We start from the raw sequence: 20,634 nt of genomic DNA, 5'->3' as shown, positions 1-20,634 counted from the left end.
TTTATTGCATGAAGAAAATAATTGGAAGTACTGCTTTTGTTATAATAGTAATTATACAAATGGCCTGTAGCGAAACAAGTAAAAGTAATAGCAAACCCAAGTTACCTTGTATTGATAATTTGGATTCAAGTACATTTGATTTAACCGTGTTTGAAACCCAAAGAATTAATTTTGTTACTAATAAATCCAAGGGAAGTTTAAGTCTTACCTATATAACTCCTAATAGTCCTAATTTTTCTTCTTTGATAATAAGTAATGACGGTAAGTCAATTATTAAAATGACTCCCAGTATAGTTTACCCGCCTAGGGTACTTAGAATTAATGGGGATACTATGTTTTTTGGAGACGATATAAATATAATAACCAAGTGCACATCAACAAGCTTTAAAATTTTGAGTTACGGTGGCGACATAGACATGCAGGATACTAGCATTACAGCTATGTGGAGTACCTATACTAAACGATAATCAAGCTAAAAACTTTGCTGAGCAACCTTACCTATTAACTAGCAACCAATTTTATTTACCCTGTTTTGATGGCGACCGCCTTCAAATGAAGTAGTTAAAAAAGTCATCGTAATTTTTTTTGCCAATTCAATATCGATAAAACGAGAAGGTAAACTCAATACATTGGCATCGTTATGTGTTCTGGCTAACGAACTTATTTCATTAGTCCAGCAAAGAGCTGCACGAATACCTTGGTGTTTATTAGCAGCCATATTTACACCATTGCCACTACCACAAATTAAAATGCCCAATTCACTTTCTTTATTCTCTACATGAATAGCTACAGGATGTGCTGTATCCGGGTAGTCCATTGAATCGGTTGAGTGAGTACCAAAATCAGTTATGGTGTAATTTAAGTCATTAAGCATGGCTTTAATTATTTCTTTGTATTCAAAACCAGCGTGGTCGCAACCTATAGCAATTTTCATAATGCGTATTTTTTTGTAAATGTATTATTAATAAAATAAAAAAGTAAGTTCAATTACTTGATTTTTTTCGATTCAACCCCCTTCGCTATAAATATACTTAATTCAAATAAAGCATACAATGGAATAGCCATTAATATCTGGCTGGCCATATCTGGCGAAGGAGTGAGTACAGCCGCTAAAACCAATATAACTACCAAAGCATGTTTGCGGTATTTGCTCATAAGCCTGCTGCTTAAAATACCTATTTTAACTAAGAAATAAACCAGTATCGGCATTTCAAACATCAGCCCGCAAGCAAAAGTTATAGTAGAAACAAATGATATGTACGACTCCAAATTAATTTCATTGCTTACCAATTCACTTACCTTATAAGAGCCCATAAACGAAACCGACACAGGAGCCAAAAAGAAATAACCAAAAGCAATACCAATAAAAAATAATATAGAACTGAAAAATACCAAACCACGCGCATAGCCAATTTCCTTTTTACTTAAAGCCGGTTTAATAAAACGCCATAGCTGCCATAAAATATAAGGAAAAGCAATAATAACCCCCGCTATAAAGGCAATCCATAAATGCTGGGTAAACTGCCCCGTCATATCAATATTTTTCAGCTCAAAATTGATACTTTTAATACAGTATTCGTCAGTGCCTTTTGCCCAATAGGAGAGTTTACAGAGTATGCGGTAACTTAAAAAGTCAATCCGCATAGGGCCAAAAATAATAATATCGAAAAGAATATATTTATTGAAAAACGCCAAGACCGCACCCAAAAAAATGGCAATTACCGAACGCATTAAATGGCTACGTAACTCATCAATATGATCAAAAAAGGTCATTTCCTTTTTCTCGCCAAAATGGTCGTCTGGTAATTGGTCTAAAGACATGTTTAAATAAAATAGTGCGCGAATGTAGTAAAAAGGAATATAACTAGTAAAAAACTAACAATTATCCTAAATCAACCCGAGTAACCGATATTAACTGACTGGCTTGTTTTATTTTATTCATCAATTCCTCTAGGTGATTGGTGTCATTTACCTGTAAGGTAATATTGCCTTCAAACATACCTTCGTTAGCCGTCACATTGATGGATTTCATGTTTACCTGTAACTGGTTGGAAATAATAGCAGTAATGGTGCTTACAATACCCATACTGTCAATACCCTGCACTTTTATTGAAGTAAGGAAAGATTTATTGCTGTTTAAGCTTGAATCAGCCCAACGTGCTTTGATAATACGGTAACCGTAATTACTCATTAAACTGATACCATTGGTACAATTGGTTCGGTGTATTTTCACCCCTTCGCCAACCGTTACAAACCCAAAAATATCATCACCGGGAATAGGACTGCAACATTTGGCAAACGAATAATCTACAGGGTCGCCATCGCCAATTATTACCGCATCTTTGGTTATTGGTTTGGTGGTGTAACGAGGTTTGACTGCTGTTTCTTCTATAACAGGTTTTTGATTTTCCTGCTCTAGTATTAAACCAATATCTAATTTAGTTCGGTCAATTTTTTCTGTTACCAGTTGATAGTATAGTTCTGTTACACTGGCTAGCTTATAATGCTTAATAATAGCATTCAGTGCTTCACTGCCAAAAGGAATTTTAGCGTTTTTAAATTTACGCTCTAAAATTTCCTTACCCATAGTAACAGATTGGTTACGCTCCTGTTTAAAGTAATCGCGTATTTTGGCTTTAGCCTTACCCGTAACTACCCATGCTAACCAATCTTCGTGTGGCTTCTGTTTGGTTGATGAAAGTATTTCTACCTGGTCACCATTACCCAGTTTATAAGTAATAGGTACCAGTTTATTGTTTACTTTGGCGCCTATACATTTGGCTCCTAATTGCGAGTGTATTTCAAAAGCAAAATCCAGTACCGTTGATTGCGCAGGTAATTTGCGTAAATCGCCTTTAGGCGTAAACACAAATATTTCTTCGGCAAATAAGTTTAGTTTAAAATCGTCTAAAAACTCAACAGCCGAACCATCTGTATTTTCCAACATCTCGCGAACACGTGCCAACCATTGCTCTAATCCATTGTCATTGTTCTGCGCTCCGTCTTTGTATTTCCAATGTGCCGCATAACCCTTTTCTGCAATCTCGTCCATACGCTCTGAGCGTATTTGCACCTCTACCCAACGGCCTTTCGGTCCCATTACAGTGGTGTGCAAACTTTCATACCCGTTGGCTTTTGGTATACTTACCCAATCCCTTAACCTGTCAGGGTTTGGCGTATAAAAATCAGTTACGCTTGAATATACTTTCCAACAATCACTTTTTTCGTTTTCATACTCTGTATCTATAATAATTCTAATGGCAAACAAATCGTACACTTCATCAAAAGGCACGCCTTGTTTTTTCATTTTATTTAAAATACTGTGTATGCTTTTAGGACGTCCTTTTATCTGGTATTTTATACCATTATCATCCAATGCTTTTTGAATAGGCTCAATAAATTTTTTGATGTACTTATTACGCTCCGCTTTGGTTTCCTGTAAACGGTTTTTTACATAATTATAGCTGTCAGGATCTAAGTATTTAGTTGATAAATCTTCCAGCTCCGTTTTCATGCTGTATAAGCCCAAACGATGTGCTAAAGGCGCATATACATAAGCTGTTTCACTCGCAATTTTTAATTGGCTTTTGGCACTCATGCTTTCCAAGGTGCGCATGTTATGTAGCCTGTCTGCCAGTTTAATTAAAATAACCCTTACATCTTCACTCAGTGTAAGCAGCATTTTTTTGAAATTTTCTGCTTGTAACGATTTATCCTGTTGGTCAAAAACGCCCGAAATTTTAGTAAGCCCGTCAATTATTTGGGCTACTTTATCGCCAAACTTCATTTTAATCAATTCCAGCGTTATGTCTGTGTCTTCAACGGTATCGTGTAATAAAGCACAAATAATAGAAGTGGTTCCCAAGCCAATTTCTTCAGCACAAATTTGAGCTACGGCTATAGGATGCAGAATATAAGGCTCACCACTTTTGCGCCTCATTGTTTTGTGTGCCTCTAAACTGATATTAAATGCTTCGCGAATTAAATCGCGGTTGGCTTTGGTTAAAATAACTTTACATGAGCGTAATAAATGCCTGTAAGCTTTTACTATTTCCTCATTTTCTTTATCAGTGTCGTGCATGATTGTCATACGTATATATGCGGTAAATATAGCCACTTTGGCTCATTGTGCAATGAGCGTTATTGGGTGTTTTATAAACAATCAAACACCCGGAAATCTATTTTTGTTTGCAGCCTGATTATTTAAAATCGGGCATAATACTTAACCCAAATAAAGCATAATCATATTTTACAGGATCAGTTTTATCTAACTTTTTTAAGTTTTCAGTTAATTCAACCACCGCTTTCCAATCGCTTTGAGTACGTGTAATCAGCTGGTGTTTAAGTGCTGTTCTTTGTACATGTAAATCAAGAGGCATCATTAGCTGTGCAGGTTTAATAGTATTCCATAAACCAAAATCAACTCCGTTTGAATCCTTTCTTACCATCCAGCGTAAGTACATACAAAGCCGTTTGCAGGCTGAGTTTTGCAATGGAGATGCAATATGTTTTTTAGTTCTGTGAGGTACTTCCTCTAATGAAAAAAACAAATTTCTAAATCCGTTTAGTGCATTTTCAATATTGCTATCCCTGGGTTTTAAATGCATCGCAAAAGCGTTTTCAAGACTATCGTTTTTCTGATACCAGGAATGAAGAAATGCAACAAAATACAACAAATCCGTATCGTTAAAAGTGCGGTGTTTAAACTGAAGTATTTTATTTAATTCTTTCTCGCTGTGGTTTAGTATAAAATCGTGAGGTGCATTATCCATTTTCTGCATCAGTTCAGTGCCTTTATTAATAATGGTAATGCGTTGCCCCCAGGCAAATGTAGCGGCAAATAATCCTGCAATTTCAATATCCGGTTTTTTCGAAAACTGATGTGGAATAAAAACAGGGTCTAAATCAATAAAATTGGAGTTGTTGTATTTAATTACCTGTTCATCTAATAACTTTTTTAATGACTGCATATTTTCCCTGTTCACTTACAGCCAGCGAAGTTAATTATTCTTAGATTTAATTCGATTCCATTTTTAGCCAGCAAAGCATTTCGCTATTCAACCAAATCTTTAAAGCAAAAAATAGCAACATTCGATTATATTTGCGCCTCAAAATTTTGATTAAAATTACATGATTGCTTTAACAAATATAGCCTTTGAGTTTGGTGGACGATACTTATACCGTAACGCAAACTGGCATATAAAACCCAATGAACGTATAGCTTTAGTAGGTCGTAACGGAACAGGAAAATCTACTTTGTTACGCGTTATTAATGGTGAGTATGGTTTAAGCGAAGGCACTATTAGTAAACCAAAGGATTTAACTATTGGTTTTTTAAATCAGGATAATTTAAGTTTTGAAACGGACGATACCATTTTAAATGTAACCATGCAGGCATTTAGCCGTGCTTTGTTTCTGGAAAAAGAAATAGAGGAAATATTGGTTAAAATGGAAACCGACCATAGCATGGAAATTATTACCAAATTAAGCGATGCACAAGAAGAATTTGACAGGCTTGATGGGTATAACATGAAGCACAAATGTGAAAAAGTGTTAGAAGGTTTAGGTTTTAGTACCGCTCAATTACAACAGCCTTATAAAAAGTTTTCTGGAGGTTGGCGTATGCGTGTTATGTTGGCTAAATTATTATTGCAAAATCCTGATTTGTTAATGCTTGATGAGCCTACCAATCACTTGGATTTACCAACCATTAAATGGTTAGAAGAATATTTAATAGGATACCCCGGAACCGTTATTGTGGTAAGTCATGATATGGAGTTTTTGGATAAAATGACCAATAAAACAGTTGAGGTTGCCAATCAATCCATATACGAATACAGCGGAAACTATAGCTTTTACTTAGAAGCAAAAGAAGAAAGAATAGATTTACAACAACGTCAGTTTGATAACCAACAACAATTTATCAGAGAGCAGGAACGTTTTATTGCTCGCTTTAAAGCCAAAGCCAGTAAGGCTACCGCTGCTCAAAGCAGGGTTAAAATGTTGGATAAGTTAGATAAAATTGAAGCACCAGAAGATGATAATTCAGCTATCAGTATTCAATTCAGGTTAGGACAACAAAGCAGTCGTTTGGTTGCTGAAATGATAGATGTAAGTAAATCGTTTCCCGATATTGATATAGTAAAACATGCCAATGCACGCATAGAACGTGGCGATAAAATAGCTTTAATTGGTGCCAACGGAAAAGGAAAATCAACCCTTTTGCGCATTATTGCGGGAGTTGAAAAATATGAAGGCGATGCTAAACTTGGGTTCAATGTACGCGATGCATTTTATGCGCAGCATCAATTAGAAAGTTTAGGGCAGCAAAATGAAATTTTAGAAGAGCTTTCACACCATGCTACAGATAGACCAGAAACAGAATTAAGAACTATTTTGGGTTGTTTCCTGTTTGCAGGCGATGATGTGTTTAAGAAAATTAAAGTATTAAGTGGGGGAGAGAAAGCACGTGTAGCTTTGGCTAAAACGCTTTTAACTGAAGCTAATTTCTTATTGTTGGATGAGCCTACCAATCACTTGGATATGCGTAGTATAAACATATTAAGCCAGGCACTGCAAGCTTACGAAGGAACATTTATAACAGTAAGTCACGACAGGCATTTTATAAGCCAGATAGCCAATAAAATTTGGTATATAGAAAATTTAGAACTGAAAGAATACCCTGGCACCTATGCCGAGTACGAAGAGTGGAGATTGAAAAATGAAGCATTGCAACTGGCTAATAAAGACAATAGCAAACCAGTAAAAAAAACGGAGCCAGTAGTGGTAGCTAAACCAGTTGAAGTAAAGCAAACTGCAACTGAAAACAAACCTAAGTTAAGCAATAACCAGGTTCAAAAAATTAAAACCGATTTTGAACAGGCAGAGAAAAAACTAGAGCAATTAAAAACTGATTTAGCAAAACTAGAAGAAGCATTTGCTTTACCTGAAAACAGCAGTAATGCTGGTAAATTAGGTGAATTGCAAAAACAACATACAGAATTAAAAAGTTTAATAGGTATGCAGGAAAATGTGTACGAAAAAGCTTTTGAAGCTATGATGGAATTGGAGTAATTTTTCTGAATTAGTTTTTAAATAAGATAGAACTATCACCATAACTTAAAAACCTAAAGTTATGCGTTAATGCGTAATCATAAACCTTACGCCAATCATTACCAATAAATGCACTTACCAATAAAAGCAATGTGCTTTCAGGTTGGTGAAAATTAGTAATAATAGCATCAACCAATTTAATTTGATAGGGTGGTGCTATTATTATTTGAGTAGCACCCTGCAATACATTTATATTTTTAAATGCCATCCACTCTAAAACAGCTTTCATAATAGCTTCTTTCGAGTAATCACCAGTTTTGTTTTCATATGGTTGCCATTGACTAATTTGAAGTGAGTTAATGTTCTGCCAGTTTTGTTTATTATCTAATAAATACAAACCAAACCAAAATAAACTTTCAACAGTTCTGAGTGAAGTAGTACCAACCGTAATTATCCTTCCATTGGTACTAAGTGAGTGGTGTATTTGAGCAATTAAATTAATATCAATAACAATATGCTCTTCATGCATTTGGTGGTCACTCATTTTTTCTGCTTTCACAGGCTTAAAAGTTCCCGCTCCAACATGCAGCGTTACATAATTAATATTTATCTTCTTTTGGATGAGTGTATCAAAAACATTTTCCGTAAAATGAAGCCCGGCCGTTGGTGCAGCAACAGAGCCTTCAAACTTAGCATATACCGTTTGGTAACGTTCTTCATCTTCATTCTCCGCATCACGGTTCATGTAAGGAGGCAATGGTAAAAGCCCTGCATGGTAAATAATATCGGCAAAGCTGAAATCATTATCCCATGTAAATTCAACTATGAATGAATCTAAATGTTGTTTTATCCTGTTTGCCTGTAAGATTACTTTGGTTCCATTTATGGTAAGTTCCTTGGTTAATAAACCGTCTTTCCATTTTTTATTATTGCCTATTAAAGCTACCCATTTACATGCTTTTGTTTGTTTAAAACACAGTGCTGCATCGTTTGGTTCAAAAGGTTCTAAACACATTATTTCAATCCGGGCACCGCTGTCTTTTGTAAATACCATTCGGGCATGTACTACTTTGGTATCGTTAAAAATTAAAGTATCACCCGCTTGTAATTGCTCTTGTAAATTTTTAAAAATGGTTTCACTGATTACTCCATTTTTATAAACCAATAATTTGCTTTCATCTCTATTCGACAAAGGATGGTGCGCGATTTTTTCATCAGGTAAGTAGTAAGTAAAATCAGCTATTTTAAGTTCTTGTACTTGCATTTAATAGGCTACGTTAAATTTTTTAAATACTGCACTTAATAACCATGCCGGTCCAATTAATAAAAACTGAATATCGTGTAAGAATGAAGGTTTTTTTCCTTCAATTTTATGCCCGATAAACTGACCAATCCAAGCTGCAACAAATAAAGACAAGCTTATTTTAAATAAATGAATAGGAGCGTTTAGAACTATGTAATTGCACAATGCAATACAAACAAAGGCAAATAAAGTAATAGCTACTGCCATGCGCCAACTTAGGCGTATGTAAAACAGTATAACTAAAAACAAGGCAACATGCGATAGTTTAAACAAGCCCAAATCTACACAATGCAGCATGCCTACAATGCTGAAAAATATACTAGGAACGCATATCCAATGAATCAGTTTATTAGTTGGGTTTTGATGGCTTACAGCATATTCATCAAACCATGATTGTATAGGTTTCATAAAAGTATCAGCATAAAAAAAGCAGAACCAAAGTTCTGCTTTTGGTTTAGTGTTTTATTAAAATGGTAAGTCATCGCTTAAGCCTGGGTCGTTTTGTGGCTCAGGTGCGTTGTAATTATTGTTTTGTGGTGCAGCATTGCTGGTGTTGTTTCCACCGTTGCTATTGTCGTTGCTTTTATTGGGATTGCCTCCTAATAAAGTAAAGCTTTGTACACGTACTTTATACCTACTTTTTTCAACTCCTTCTTTATCTTTCCAAGTTTCAGTTTTTAGTTTTCCTTCAATATAAACCTGGCTTCCTTTTTTTAAATACTTTTCGGCTATACGTGCTTGCGCATCCCACATTTCTATATTAAACCATTCCGTTTCTGTTCTTCTTTCTCCATTTTTATCGTTATACGATTCACTGGTAGCTAGTGAGAAAGTGGCAACCACTTTTTGATTATCCAGATTTTTAACTTCAGGGTCGCGACCTAAATTTCCAATTAAAATAACTTTGTTTAATGACATAATATTTTGTTTTTAGCTTGAGTGTTAAATTTTAAAATAAACTTTGTTGCAATTTATCATTTGAAATCAATTTATCAAGCAAACGCGGAATAGCATAATTTTGAAGTTCATCCATCTTAATTTTTAAAAAAGTACCGGGTAATTGAGGGGCTTTATTACAAGTAATTTTATAAAAATTAGCATAAAGCGTTTGATGCGTTAGCTGGTGTTTATCATTACCAATCCACTCTATTTGCGTTGTTTTAGTATCAATAAATATATTGTTTTCCCCAAACGCATGTATCAAATCCGTTTCGTTCAATAATTTATTGTTTTCAACCATCGGAAATTCAAATAACCCATGCCATATATCCTTTTCAGTACGTTGTTTTATAAAAGTACTATTTTTATAATTGATGATGGCGTAATTGAAATAACGTTGTTTTATTTTTACTGTTTTTATTTTTACTGGTAATTGTTGTTGTACCTTATGTTCAAAAGCATAACAGGCATTGTTTAAAGGGCACTCCAAACAATTTGGATTTTGAGGCTTGCAAACAAGCGCCCCCAGTTCCATAATAGCCTGGTTGTGCGTAGCCGGATTTTTAGTATCCAGTAACTCATTGGCTAAAATAGCAAATTCCTTTTTTCCTTCGGTTGAATTAATATCAGTATAAACACCGGCAAAACGTGAAAGCACCCTGTACACATTACCGTCAACTACCGCTTTAGGTTCATTGTTTGCAAAGGAAGCAATAGCCGCAGCTGTGTAAGGTCCAATACCTTTTAGCTTAATTAATTCAGCGTATGTTTGAGGGAAAATACCATGGTGATTATCCCTGATTAACACAGCCGTTGCATGCATATTTCTGGCCCTACTGTAGTAACCAAGTCCTTGCCACAATTTCAGCACTTCGTTTAAATCAGCATTGGCAAATTCAGTAATAGATTTGTATGCATTTAAAAAATTATTAAAATAAGGTAATCCTTGCTCTACACGTGTTTGCTGTAAAATAATTTCACTTAGCCATATTATATATGGATTAGTGGTTTTCCGCCAAGGTAAGTCCCGTTTATTTTCATTGTACCATTGGTGCAATTTCTGCTGCATTTGTGTTTTTGTTTAGGAAATAATAAGTGCAAATAACTTTGTTTTGTTCTGTATTTAAGTGAAAAAGATTTTATTCCGGAAAAGATAAACCCGCTGAAATAAAATTACAAAGGGCAATTTATCAGGCAAATAGGAGGGTTTTACAGGTTAAAAAAAATATCTTAACTTTTTTCAACAAATTAACTGTCAATTTTATACATTTGCAGCCCTTGTTTAAATAAAAACAGAAAATTCATTAAATCAATAGTATAAAATAACATGACAAAAGCAGAGATTATTGCAGAGATTTCAACAAAGACAGGTATTGACAAATTACAGGTTCAAGAAGCGGTTGAGTCATTTTTTAAAGTAGTTCGTAACAACATGATTGAAGGTAAAAACGTTTACTTCCGTGGTTTCGGTTCATTCATTTTGAAAAAGCGTGCAAAGAAAATAGCGCGTAATATTTCTAAAAATACAGCAATGGTAATTGATGAGCATTACATTCCTGCATTCAAACCGGCTAAGAGTTTTACTGAAAAAATCAAAAAAAGTGAGTCAGTAAAAACCAACGCTGCAAAACGCGAAAGAGAAGCTAAATTAGCAATGAAAGAAGACTAATTGAATAGCTTTCTAAAAATAATAAATGCAGAATAATAAATTATATATCATCATAATCGTATCGCTGGTAGTTTTGGCGAGTGGTTTAGCATACCTTAACTTTGGAACCATTGGAACTGAAGTACCGTATGCTGTTACTACCGATTCTACAAGCAGCATTGCAAAGCCATTCGATTATGATGAGTATTATATTGCCTCACGCGATACTTTATCACCCCTCATAAAACACCAAGTTGATAGTTTAGAAAACTTAATTAAAGTAGATACATCAAACTACCAAGCCACCGTTTTATTGGTAAGAACTTATGACCAAGCGGGATTAGGTTTAATTGCAGCTAATTATTTACAAAATATAGCTACAAAATTAGGTGATGAAAGATCATGGTTTAATGCAGGCTTTAAATTTTACGATTTTGCAGCTACAACTTCTGATACATCAGCTCAGGTTTATGCATCAAAAAAAGCCATCGGTGCTTTCGAAAAAGTGGTTTCTATTAACGAGCACAATTTAGAAGCAAAAAATGCAATGGCTATTTGTTTCGTTCAAAACGATTTGGATGTAATGCGTGGCGTACAACTTTTAAAAGATGTTATTTCCCGCGATTCAAATAACGTGCAGGCTAATTATACTTTAGGTATGCTTAGCAGACGTAGCGGGCAGTGGGATAAAGCACGTACAAGGTTTGAAAAGCTAACACAGTTGGAGCCTTTAAACAGCGAGGCTTACTTTTATTTAGGCGAGGCATATACCAGCTTAAATATGAAAAAAGAAGCAATTGTGGCTTACGAAACAAGCATGAACTTGATTTCAGATAATGAATCAAAAAGAGAAATAAAAAAATTAATTGATAATCTTAAACAAACAAAATAAACACTATGCCAAGCGGTAAAAAAAGAAAACGTCATAAGATTGCCACGCACAAGCGTAAAAAACGTCTTCGTAAAAACAGACATAAGAAAAAGTAATTTAGCTAGCTAAATACTTTGCAATCTTACAAAAGCCTGCCGCTTTACGGGTAAACCGGTAAAGGCTCTTAAAAATATTAAAACTTAACCTATTAAATCATTTTGATGTAGGTTAAGTTTTATTATTTATTACCCCAATCAATTACATTTTAACTATAGAAAGAACCTCAACCTACAGTAATTGAAAAAAATTTATAAGGGGAATATTAAATTGTGAGTAACGAAATTATAATAAACACTGATCAAGCAGGCAATGTACACATTGCTTTAATGCGAGATAAAAAACTGATTGAACTGCACCACGAAAAAGCCGATAACGCTTTTTTGGTTGGCGATATTTACTTAGGAACCGTTAACAAGATAATGGTGGGTTTAAACTCCGCCTTTGTTGACGTTGGACATGAGAAAGATGCTTTTTTGCATTACCATGATTTAGGGCCACAAATTCAATCATTACACAAATACACCAAACTAGTACGAAACGGTAAACAAAACTCCGGCATTGAAGATGATGTAATGGAGCCGGATATTGAAAAGCATGGTAAAATAAATACTTTACTGAGCAGGTTTCAACAAGTGGTGGTGCAGGTAGTGAAAGAACCTATATCAAATAAAGGACCTCGCTTATCAAGCGAAATAAGCCTTCCGGGACGCTTTATTGTACTAATACCTTTTGATAACAATATTTCTATTTCGAAGAAAATTGTAAAACACGATGAACGCAACAGGCTTAAAAAGCTAATGCAAACCATTAAGCAACCTAACTTTGGTGTTATTATCAGAACCAATGCCGAGGGAGTAAGTGTAGAAGAATTACAAAAAGATTTAGAAGAGCTAATGGCTAAGTGGGAGATTGTGTACACACAATTAAAAACGGCTAAGCCACCTCAAAAATTATTGGGAGAGAGCGAACGTACTTTAACACTAATACGCGATTTAGTAAACGAAGATTTTACGGGTATACATGTAAACGATAGTTTCTTGTATAACGAAATTAAGAACTATGTAAAATCAAAAAGTCCTCAACTAGAGAAAATAGTAAAACACTATACCAATACCAAACAAAGTATTTTTGAGCACTTTGATATTGATAAACAAATAAAGGCCAGCTTTGGAAAAGAAGCCAACTTTATGGGTGGTTGCTATTTAATTATTGAACATACCGAAGCTATGCACGTAATAGATGTGAATAGTGGAAATATGAGCGGTAAGAATGAAGCACAGGAAGAAAATGCTTTACGTATTAACTTAGAAGCAGCCAGTGAAATTGCACGTCAATTACGCTTACGCGATATGGGTGGTATTATAGTAGTTGATTTTATTGATCAAAAAACATCGGGTAACCGAAAACTGGTATACGAAAAACTAAAAGAAGAAATGAAGAGCGATAGAGCAAAGCATAAAATTTTGCCTATGAGTCCTTTTGGTTTAGTAGAAATTACACGCCAGCGAGTACGTCCTGAAATGACCGTAATTACTACTGAAAAGTGCCCTACTTGCAGAGGAACCGGTGAAATACAAAACAGTGTGGTATTACTTGATGAAATAGAAAATCAGGTTAAATACCTAATTGAAAATGTAAGACACAAAGGTTTTAGCTTAGAGTTAAATCCTTACTTGGTAGCTTATTTTACCAAAGGTGGTTTAAAATCGCCACGAATGAAATGGTTTTTACGATACAAACGCTGGATTAAAATTAAACCGGTAAATTCTTTATCAATGTTAGATTACAGATTTATTGATAGAGACGGTGAAGCAGTAGTATTTTAAAATAGCAGAAATTAATAATAAGAAACGCCAAGTTTATGCTTGGCGTTTTTGTTTTATTTAGCCCCTTTGAATGAGCGTATGTTATAGGTAAACACCAACATAAAATAGCGGTTTAATACCAGTGTTTTGTTGTCTTCAATATAATTACCGCTTACCGTACGGCTAATGCTGTTGTTTTGGTTTAAAATATCAAAAGTATTTAAGGCTAGTTCAGCAGCATTGTTTTGCAAAAACTTATAACCAACTCCTCCACTCCATAAAAAGAAATTTTGGTTAAAGCTTGCACTTAATCCGGTATAGTTTGTATTGCTTATATCGCTTCTTATAACCCAGTTTTTATAAGGAACTATATTTAGTTTTATGCTTGATAGTTGATTTAAATAGTTGTTGTTTAAATTGGCTTGTACGCTATTTTCAACTATGCTATAATTGGCAGTATACGAAATAGTGAAATCAATTTTTTCACTGATATTACTCCCAAGCACACCTCCGGTGGTAATGGTATAGTTACTGGCTAAATTGACTAAATTATTTATTTTACTTGGTGTGCGGGTATATGATACACCACCATTAATATTTAAATTACTCTTTAGTTTTTTAATAGGCAAACCGTATGTAGCAAAACTGTTTACACTCCAGTTTCCATTCATGTTTTCAGGAAGCGTTAATTGGGTTCCCTGGGCTAATTGAACGCCATTGATAACCGTGTTGCTATCCTTGGCTATTAAGCTCGTATTGGCTATATAATCCTGAGTCGTGTTTCCATTTAAAAATAAATAAAAACTTCTGTTGTTATCCGTATTGGTGTAACCGTATCTGGTAGTAAAAGAATGTGCGTATTCTTGTTTTAAATTGGCATTTCCTGTTGATAGTAATAATGGATTACTATTGTCAATAACCGTTTGCAGTTGAGTTACACTTGGCGCATTGGTACTGGTTCTGTAAAAAAGGCGAATATTACTTTTTTTACTAAACTGATGGCTTAACATGGCGTTAGGTAAAACAGAATTGAAGTATTTGTTTATTTTATATTCAATGGGCGATTTTTGAGCCCCTTCTAATATTACATATTGGTAGTTTCCACCAATCATTAAGTTGGTTTTTTCGTTCCATCTCCATCTTACATTAGCACCTCCACGTTGTGTCATTAAAACATTATCGAAATTACTTGAAAGCGTACTATTGGGTATAGTATATGTTTGCGTAGCAGTATCCAGCAAATTTGTTTGCTTGTTATTATTCGTATTGGTATACGATGGTGAATAATTAAGCATTAACATACCATTTTTACTAATATTCTGTGTGTAGTTAATGCTTCCGTTTAAAGTATAACTATTGTTTAAAGTAGTACTTCTTTGGTTGTTATTAACCACGGAGTCCGTAGTGGAGTAATAAATAGTTTTGGTAACTAAATCAGTTTGTGCATTTTTATCATTGATGTCTGTTCCCACCGATAAGCTAATGGTACGGCCGGGCTTTGAAAACTTATGGCGGTACAAAATATTGTTGTTAAAGCTTACTGCATTATTCGTTGAGTTATTAAAGTTATCAGTACTGTTTAAAGTGGAATTAGATAGGGTAGTATTACCTAAGGAATAAGTACTGGAAGTATTGTTCTGAAAACTTAATTTAGGTGTAATTAATAAAGTGTTATTGCTGTCAATATTGTATTCAATTCTAAAGTTAAGTCTGTGGTTTAAATTATCAGTATTGGTACTGCTTGTTTGTTTGTAAAATTGATTTTTTCCATCACTGAAAAAGTTAATTCTTTCAATTGAATTGTCAGTATTGTTTACACTTTTGTTAAAGAAATAACTACCTGTAAAGTTTACTTTTTTACCCCACGAATCGCTAAAATTAACACCAAGAGAGTTGGTAGTATTAATACCTCCCAGGTTGGATGTAATAAAGTTATTGCTTGGGTTATCACCACCTCCGGGTCCACCACGCATTCCTCCGGGTCCACCGCGCATTCCTCCTCCCATACCTCCTCGTCCGGGTGCTGTGGAGTTATTGGAAACGCCTACTAAATCTTGCGATGAAAAGTTTTGTTGATTGATGTTATTACTTAAGCCCACAACTGTTATACGCTGTTTGCCTCTGAAAAAATTAATATTGCCTCCTGCTGAATACCTGTCGTTGGTACCATAGCCGCCATACACTTTTCCAAAACTTCCATTGCTTTTGCCCGCTTTGGTTACTATGTTCAAAGCCTTTTGTGTATTGCCATCATTAAATCCGGTAAATAACGATTGGTCGCTTTGTCTGTCGAATACCTGAATTTTATCTACTATTTCAGCCGGTAGGTTTTTAAGCGCTAAGTTTACATCATCACCAAAAAATTCTCTGCCATCAATAGTTACTTTTTGCACATTTTCTCCTTGTGCTTTTATCGTTCCGTTGTCATTAGTAATACCGGGCATTTTGGTAACTAAATCCTGTACGCTGGCATCCGTATTTGTTTTGTAAGCATTGGCATTTATTTCTATGGTATCGCCTTTTATTTGTGTGCGTAATGCTTGCTCCTGTATAAGAATATCTTTCAGTTGTGTAGTGCCTTCTTCCAATTTAAAAACACCTAAATATTTGGTGTTACTATCAATTTTTACGGAACTAATAAAACTTTTAAAACCTATATAATTTGTTCTGAGTATATAGTTACCGGCAGGTAGTTTGGTAAAAGTAACTATACCATTTTCATTGCTGCTTACTTTATGTTTTTGATTGGTATCGCTTACGTTGATTAAAGTAGCTACTAAACCAATTAAATTCTCGTTATTGTTTTTGCTAACAAACTGCGCGGTAACTTGTTCTACCGATTGAGCTTTTATAATGCTGGTACTAGCGATAAAAAGCAATAAAAACAATTTACTATATAAGGCAAGGGTTTTTCTATTTGACATTAAAAGAATAATAAATAACGTAGATGAAAAAAGAGTTAAAAGGTTTAATGCCGCGATTAAAATTAATCTATCAAGAAACCTATAGCATTTAATTCTGTGTCTAATTTGTTTTTATCAATAGGCACAACACCTACTTCTTCACAAACCAAGCCTCCTGCAAGATTAGATATGGTGGCAATGCTTTTAATAGGCATATTTAATGCCATACAAAGTGAGGCAACACTAATAACTGTATCTCCGGCACCGCTTACATCGGCAATTTTGCGGAAGTGAGCTGGAATGTAGTGAAATTCTTTTCCATCGGTAATCATTACGCCATGTTCGCTTAAGGTTACAAACAGGTTTTTAAGTTGCATGCTTTGCATTAAATCTTTACATACCGCTTCAAATTCTTGTTTATTATGGATAGAGAATTCTTGTTTGAAACCTTCACGTAGCTCCTTTAAATTAGGTTTAAATAAGCTCGCTTCTTTATAAAAATTGAAATTTCTTTTTTTAGGATCAACAACTACGGGGATATTGTTTTTATGGGCAATCGCGGTAATTTGAGTAATGAGTTCTTCGGTAATAACGCCTTTATCGTAGTCCTCAAAAATAATTACTTGCGATTGAGGTATTAATTCCTCTATTTTTTTGATAAAATGCTGTGTTTGTTCCTCGTTTAAATTATCCGAAACTTCACTATCAATGCGTAACATTTGGTGGTTTTGACTGATTACTCTGGTTTTAACTGTAGTAATACGTTGAGCATTTTGTACTATTCCTCGTGCATCAATATTGTTTTTTCGGAGTAGGTCTAGTAAATCGTTACCTTCAAAATCGTTACCAATTACCGAACATAGTACCGGCTTGGCACCTAACGAAGCTAAATTTAAGGCAACATTAGCAGCACCACCTAACCTGTTTTCTTTCTTTTCAACGGCTACTACGGGCACAGGTGCTTCAGGCGATATTCTATCCACTTTGCCAAACAAGTAAGCATCAATCATTACATCGCCAATAACCAATACTTGTATATTTTTAAATTTATTTATCATATCGTTTTTTGATACGTTATATTTAAACAATTATCTGTTTTTTAAAAGCCAACTCTTCCAATCGTCAGCTACTTTGTTCCACCCAAAATCATTATAATTTATTTCGCCTTTTTCTTTTACACTGAAAAAATTGTGTTCTCTGCCTAAATAGGCTTTAAACGTAAAGTTTTCTTTTTGTTGTCTGATGGTTTCTATTCTTAAATAATCATTATAAGGTGCGTTTATATCTTTACTTCCGTAACAAACAAATGTAGGAATCTTAATTTTTAAAAGATAGTTAATAGCAGGGGTCGAAAAATCGTAGATGGATTTATACGTGTCGCCATATACATCGTCATTGTTGTCCTTATTAGCCACAACCGATTCCCAGTAATTCAATAACTCATCCCCGTAATTTGTTGAATCTCCCGGTTTTTCAGCCCTTCTGTATTCTCTCAGCATAGAAGTAATTTGCCCGAATGGATTACCTGAAGCTATTATTAAATGGGTGATTTTTTTGCTTAAGGTAGCCATTTTAGCCGCAATGGTACAGCCTTGCGAATGACCTGCAACAATTAGCTTCTTGGTAGATATAAAAGGGAGTGTTTGCAGATAGTCTACAACTGCAATATTCCTGTATACATAATAATCTAAATAATTTCGTTTGGTATAGGCACTGGGTACTTTACCTGTAGTGCTATCTATATACAAAAAATTTTCGGCTAATTTTTCAGCTTCAATTATTACGGGTATATAGGGTTTGCTAATAATAACCAAATGGTAGTCTTTTAATAAGCTATCTGTATCAAAAGGAAATACTCCGTAAATAGTGTTACCGGCTGTTTTAATTAAAGGAATAGGCAGGCTACCCTGACAAAACAATAAGGCAGGTTTTGTTTTATTTTCTTCACCCGTTTTTGTTTGAATTAAGATATCTATTATATCATCGTTAAACTGGATAGTGTGATGGCTAAAACCAAAATCTTCGGGTTCTTTATGTTGCGCAAATAAGCCTATGCTTACAGCGTATAACAACAACAGTATTTTTATTTTTCGAAAGTTTATTTGCAAATCAAATATTATTTAAGTTTAGTAATAGCTTCTTTAATTCTTTTCAAGGCTTCTACTAATTTATCATCGCTGGTGGCATAACTAAAACGTATACATTCAGGAGCGCCAAAACTATCACCACCAACCAGTGCTACATTTGCATTATGTAAAATATACATACACAAATCTTCGCAATTGTTAATTACGGTTGTTCCATCACTTTTACCATATAAACTGCTTACATCCGGAAATACATAAAAAGCGCCTTCAGGTATGTTTACTTTAAAGCCCGGAATATCTTTCATTAAACCCAATACTAAGTCTCTTCTTCTTTGAAAAGCCTCCGTCATGGCCACTGTTGGTTTTAAATCATGTTGTAAAGCTGCCAGTGCTGCACGTTGTGCAATAGCATTGGTTCCGCTTGTAAACTGGCCTTGTAGCTTTTCGCAAGCCTGAGCAATTAATTTAGGAGCACCAATATAACCCAAACGCCACCCGGTCATGGCAAAGCCTTTACTCATGCCATTTACGGTTATAACGCGGTCTTTAATAAAATCAAATTGGCCGATGCTTTCGTGTTTACCTTTAAAATTAATGTGTTCATATATTTCATCAGCAATGATTGAAACTTGAGGATATTTTTCAAATACCTTAGCAATATTATATAATTCATCTTTGCTAAAAACAGAACCCGTAGGATTGCAAGGTGATGAAAAAATGAAAATCTTTGTTTTATCAGTAATGGCAGCCTCTATTTGAGCAGGTGTTGGTTTGTAGTCCTGATCAACAGTGCTATGAACATATACAGGTTTACCATCATTCAGCTTAACCATTTCAGAATAACTTACCCAAAATGGAGTAGGTATAATAACCTCATCATCCTTGTTTAATAAAGCCATCATTACATTCATAATAGAATGTTTCGCCCCGGTTGATACTACTATTTGGTCAGCAGCATAAGTTAACCCGTTTTCGCGTTGAAATTTTTCACTGATAGCTTGTCGTAAATCTAGGTATCCGGCAACAGGGGTATAAAAAGTGTATCCATCGTCAATCGCTTTTTTTGCAGCTTCTTTTATATGGATTGGGGTTTGAAAATCAGGTTCGCCAAGGCTCAAGTTGATAATGTCTTTTCCTTGTGCTTGAAGCTCTCTGCTAAGCTTAGCCATACGTAGTGTATTGGACTCTACAATTTTATTTAATCTATCGGCTAGTACTATCATTCACGCTGTCTTTTTTAACATTAAAATAAAGGGCGAAAATAACTTTTTATTTATTCCCTGTATTAATTTTATCCTTTTCAAAAGTTGAAGTGTAGTATTTTATATAAAATATGACGAAAATAGTTCTAATGGCTTGTTTTAATTGTTGATTTGCCTTTTTAAAATTCATTTTCAAGGTTTGTTAATTTTGAAATTGAATTTCAATAAACATTTTTAGCTTTGCACCATGCAAAAAGTGATAGTTGTAATAAGCATTTGCTTATGTTTTTTTGTTTTTGGTTGTGGTGTTTATTCGCACACAGGGGCAAGTGTGCCACCTGATGCAAGTACTGTTTCCGTTGCTTACATAGCTAACGTAGCCAGTATAGTTAACCCATTGTTGAGCCAGAATATTTCTGAAAAACTGAAACAAAAGTTTGTGAATGAAACACCTTTAAAATTGGTGACAACTGATGGAGATATTAATTTTGTAGGTAAAATTACCAATTATGAAATAAGGCCGGCAGCTATTACGGGTAATCAAACCAATGCTTTAAACAGGTTAACAATTACTATTGAAATAACATTTGAAAACAAAAAAGCACCGGATAAAAATTTCACCAGGTCGTTTTCAAACATTACTGATTTTAGTGCTACTGATAATTTTCAAGCACGTGAGGCCGAACTATCAGGTAAAGTGGTTGATATGTTAGTTCAAGATGTTTTTAATGCAGCCTTTATTAATTGGTAGTAAAAACTTTTT

At 34.5% G+C, this 20,634-nt stretch carries 18 protein-coding genes; 6 read left to right on the top strand and 12 right to left on the bottom strand.

Going from position 1 to position 20,634, the window contains the following annotated elements:
* The first annotated feature begins 8 nt into the window (after window positions 1–8).
* Window positions 9–467, top strand: a complete 459-nt coding sequence (locus V4538_14520) for a hypothetical protein (protein MES2382257.1) — start codon at window positions 9–11, stop codon at window positions 465–467.
* A gap of 38 nt (window positions 468–505) precedes the next feature.
* On the opposite strand, the gene rpiB is transcribed toward V4538_14520, so the two are convergent.
* From rpiB to V4538_14500, 4 genes are all read right to left on the bottom strand, one after another.
* The gene (rpiB, locus tag V4538_14515; GenBank protein MES2382256.1) at window positions 506–937 is read right to left on the bottom strand and encodes a ribose 5-phosphate isomerase B; all 432 of its coding nucleotides are present in this window, start codon (window positions 935–937) and stop codon (window positions 506–508) included.
* Window positions 938–987: 50 nt separating this feature from the next.
* On the bottom strand, window positions 988–1,821 hold the full coding sequence (gene tatC / locus V4538_14510) for a twin-arginine translocase subunit TatC (GenBank protein MES2382255.1): 834 nt from the start codon (window positions 1,819–1,821) through the stop codon (window positions 988–990).
* Between the two features lie 61 nt (window positions 1,822–1,882).
* Window positions 1,883–4,081: a bifunctional (p)ppGpp synthetase/guanosine-3',5'-bis(diphosphate) 3'-pyrophosphohydrolase gene (locus V4538_14505; protein MES2382254.1), complete on the bottom strand. Its 2,199-nt coding sequence runs from the start codon at window positions 4,079–4,081 to the stop codon at window positions 1,883–1,885.
* Window positions 4,082–4,199: 118 nt separating this feature from the next.
* Window positions 4,200–4,970 carry a TIGR02757 family protein gene (locus V4538_14500; protein ID MES2382253.1) on the bottom strand — a complete coding sequence of 257 codons (771 nt, stop codon included), beginning with the start codon at window positions 4,968–4,970 and terminating at the stop codon, window positions 4,200–4,202.
* 160 nt (window positions 4,971–5,130) lie between these two features.
* Here V4538_14500 and V4538_14495 point away from each other — a divergent pair, with 160 nt between their 5' ends.
* Complete coding sequence (locus tag V4538_14495; GenBank protein MES2382252.1) at window positions 5,131–7,074, top strand: ABC-F family ATP-binding cassette domain-containing protein; 1,944 nt, start codon at window positions 5,131–5,133, stop codon at window positions 7,072–7,074.
* 10 nt (window positions 7,075–7,084) lie between these two features.
* Here the strand turns inward: V4538_14495 and V4538_14490 are convergent, their stop codons facing one another.
* From V4538_14490 to mutY, 4 genes are read right to left on the bottom strand one after another with little or no spacing between them, the layout of a single operon-like run.
* On the bottom strand, window positions 7,085–8,317 hold the full coding sequence (locus V4538_14490) for an S-adenosylmethionine:tRNA ribosyltransferase-isomerase (GenBank protein ID MES2382251.1): 1,233 nt from the start codon (window positions 8,315–8,317) through the stop codon (window positions 7,085–7,087).
* A complete protein-coding gene (locus V4538_14485) occupies window positions 8,318–8,764 on the bottom strand; it encodes an Mpo1-like protein (protein ID MES2382250.1) in 447 nt (148 codons plus the stop codon).
* Window positions 8,765–8,821: 57 nt separating this feature from the next.
* Window positions 8,822–9,274 carry a single-stranded DNA-binding protein gene (ssb, locus tag V4538_14480; protein MES2382249.1) on the bottom strand — a complete coding sequence of 151 codons (453 nt, stop codon included), beginning with the start codon at window positions 9,272–9,274 and terminating at the stop codon, window positions 8,822–8,824.
* A 31-nt stretch (window positions 9,275–9,305) separates the two neighbouring features.
* Window positions 9,306–10,364 carry an A/G-specific adenine glycosylase gene (gene mutY / locus V4538_14475; GenBank protein ID MES2382248.1) on the bottom strand — a complete coding sequence of 353 codons (1,059 nt, stop codon included), beginning with the start codon at window positions 10,362–10,364 and terminating at the stop codon, window positions 9,306–9,308.
* Between the two features lie 258 nt (window positions 10,365–10,622).
* Between mutY and V4538_14470 the strand changes: the two genes are divergently transcribed.
* The 3 genes from V4538_14470 (at window position 10,623) to V4538_14460 (ending at window position 13,700) form a co-directional block, all read left to right on the top strand.
* Complete coding sequence (locus V4538_14470) at window positions 10,623–10,964, top strand: HU family DNA-binding protein (protein ID MES2382247.1); 342 nt, start codon at window positions 10,623–10,625, stop codon at window positions 10,962–10,964.
* 25 nt (window positions 10,965–10,989) lie between these two features.
* Window positions 10,990–11,835 carry a tetratricopeptide repeat protein gene (locus V4538_14465; GenBank protein MES2382246.1) on the top strand — a complete coding sequence of 282 codons (846 nt, stop codon included), beginning with the start codon at window positions 10,990–10,992 and terminating at the stop codon, window positions 11,833–11,835.
* 308 nt (window positions 11,836–12,143) lie between these two features.
* Window positions 12,144–13,700: an Rne/Rng family ribonuclease gene (locus V4538_14460; protein MES2382245.1), complete on the top strand. Its 1,557-nt coding sequence runs from the start codon at window positions 12,144–12,146 to the stop codon at window positions 13,698–13,700.
* Between the two features lie 53 nt (window positions 13,701–13,753).
* Here V4538_14460 and V4538_14455 read toward each other — a convergent pair whose 3' ends face one another.
* The 4 genes from V4538_14455 to V4538_14440 all read right to left on the bottom strand — a co-directional run bounded on the left by V4538_14455 (window position 13,754) and on the right by V4538_14440 (window position 19,892).
* Window positions 13,754–16,603, bottom strand: a complete 2,850-nt coding sequence (locus V4538_14455; GenBank protein ID MES2382244.1) for an outer membrane beta-barrel protein — start codon at window positions 16,601–16,603, stop codon at window positions 13,754–13,756.
* A 62-nt stretch (window positions 16,604–16,665) separates the two neighbouring features.
* Window positions 16,666–17,640, bottom strand: a complete 975-nt coding sequence (gene rfaE1 / locus V4538_14450) for a D-glycero-beta-D-manno-heptose-7-phosphate kinase (GenBank protein ID MES2382243.1) — start codon at window positions 17,638–17,640, stop codon at window positions 16,666–16,668.
* A gap of 30 nt (window positions 17,641–17,670) precedes the next feature.
* Window positions 17,671–18,690, bottom strand: coding sequence for a prolyl oligopeptidase family serine peptidase (locus V4538_14445; protein MES2382242.1), 1,020 nt, complete (start codon window positions 18,688–18,690; stop codon window positions 17,671–17,673).
* Between the two features lie 8 nt (window positions 18,691–18,698).
* Window positions 18,699–19,892: a pyridoxal phosphate-dependent aminotransferase gene (locus V4538_14440; protein ID MES2382241.1), complete on the bottom strand. Its 1,194-nt coding sequence runs from the start codon at window positions 19,890–19,892 to the stop codon at window positions 18,699–18,701.
* Between the two features lie 226 nt (window positions 19,893–20,118).
* Here V4538_14440 and lptE point away from each other — a divergent pair, with 226 nt between their 5' ends.
* Entirely contained in the window at window positions 20,119–20,622 is a 504-nt protein-coding gene (gene lptE / locus V4538_14435; GenBank protein ID MES2382240.1) for an LPS assembly lipoprotein LptE, read from the top strand.
* The last annotated feature ends 12 nt before the right edge of the window (window positions 20,623–20,634 follow it).

The organism is Bacteroidota bacterium (assembly GCA_040388375.1).
Taxonomy (GTDB): domain Bacteria; phylum Bacteroidota; class Bacteroidia; order UKL13-3; family UKL13-3; genus JAAFJM01.
Note: the sequence above shows the minus strand (reverse complement) of the source record. Positions and strands in the feature narration are given on the sequence as shown.

Bases quoted from the DNA above. Each gene is read 5' to 3' on its own strand.
- V4538_14520 (MES2382257.1), top strand. From the start codon at position 9: ATGAAGAAAATAATTGGAAGTACTGCTTTTGTTATAATAGTAATTATA.
- tatC (MES2382255.1), bottom strand. From the start codon at position 1,821: ATGTCTTTAGACCAATTACCAGACGACCATTTTGGCGAGAAAAAGGAA.
- V4538_14505 (MES2382254.1), bottom strand. From the start codon at position 4,081: ATGCACGACACTGATAAAGAAAATGAGGAAATAGTAAAAGCTTACAGG.
- V4538_14500 (MES2382253.1), bottom strand. From the start codon at position 4,970: ATGCAGTCATTAAAAAAGTTATTAGATGAACAGGTAATTAAATACAAC.
- V4538_14495 (MES2382252.1), top strand. From the start codon at position 5,131: ATGATTGCTTTAACAAATATAGCCTTTGAGTTTGGTGGACGATACTTA.
- V4538_14490 (MES2382251.1), bottom strand. From the start codon at position 8,317: ATGCAAGTACAAGAACTTAAAATAGCTGATTTTACTTACTACTTACCT.
- V4538_14485 (MES2382250.1), bottom strand. From the start codon at position 8,764: ATGAAACCTATACAATCATGGTTTGATGAATATGCTGTAAGCCATCAA.
- ssb (MES2382249.1), bottom strand. From the start codon at position 9,274: ATGTCATTAAACAAAGTTATTTTAATTGGAAATTTAGGTCGCGACCCT.
- mutY (MES2382248.1), bottom strand. From the start codon at position 10,364: ATGCAGCAGAAATTGCACCAATGGTACAATGAAAATAAACGGGACTTA.
- V4538_14470 (MES2382247.1), top strand. From the start codon at position 10,623: ATGACAAAAGCAGAGATTATTGCAGAGATTTCAACAAAGACAGGTATT.
- V4538_14465 (MES2382246.1), top strand. From the start codon at position 10,990: ATGCAGAATAATAAATTATATATCATCATAATCGTATCGCTGGTAGTT.
- V4538_14455 (MES2382244.1), bottom strand. From the start codon at position 16,603: ATGTCAAATAGAAAAACCCTTGCCTTATATAGTAAATTGTTTTTATTG.
- rfaE1 (MES2382243.1), bottom strand. From the start codon at position 17,640: ATGATAAATAAATTTAAAAATATACAAGTATTGGTTATTGGCGATGTA.
- V4538_14440 (MES2382241.1), bottom strand. From the start codon at position 19,892: ATGATAGTACTAGCCGATAGATTAAATAAAATTGTAGAGTCCAATACA.
- lptE (MES2382240.1), top strand. From the start codon at position 20,119: ATGCAAAAAGTGATAGTTGTAATAAGCATTTGCTTATGTTTTTTTGTT.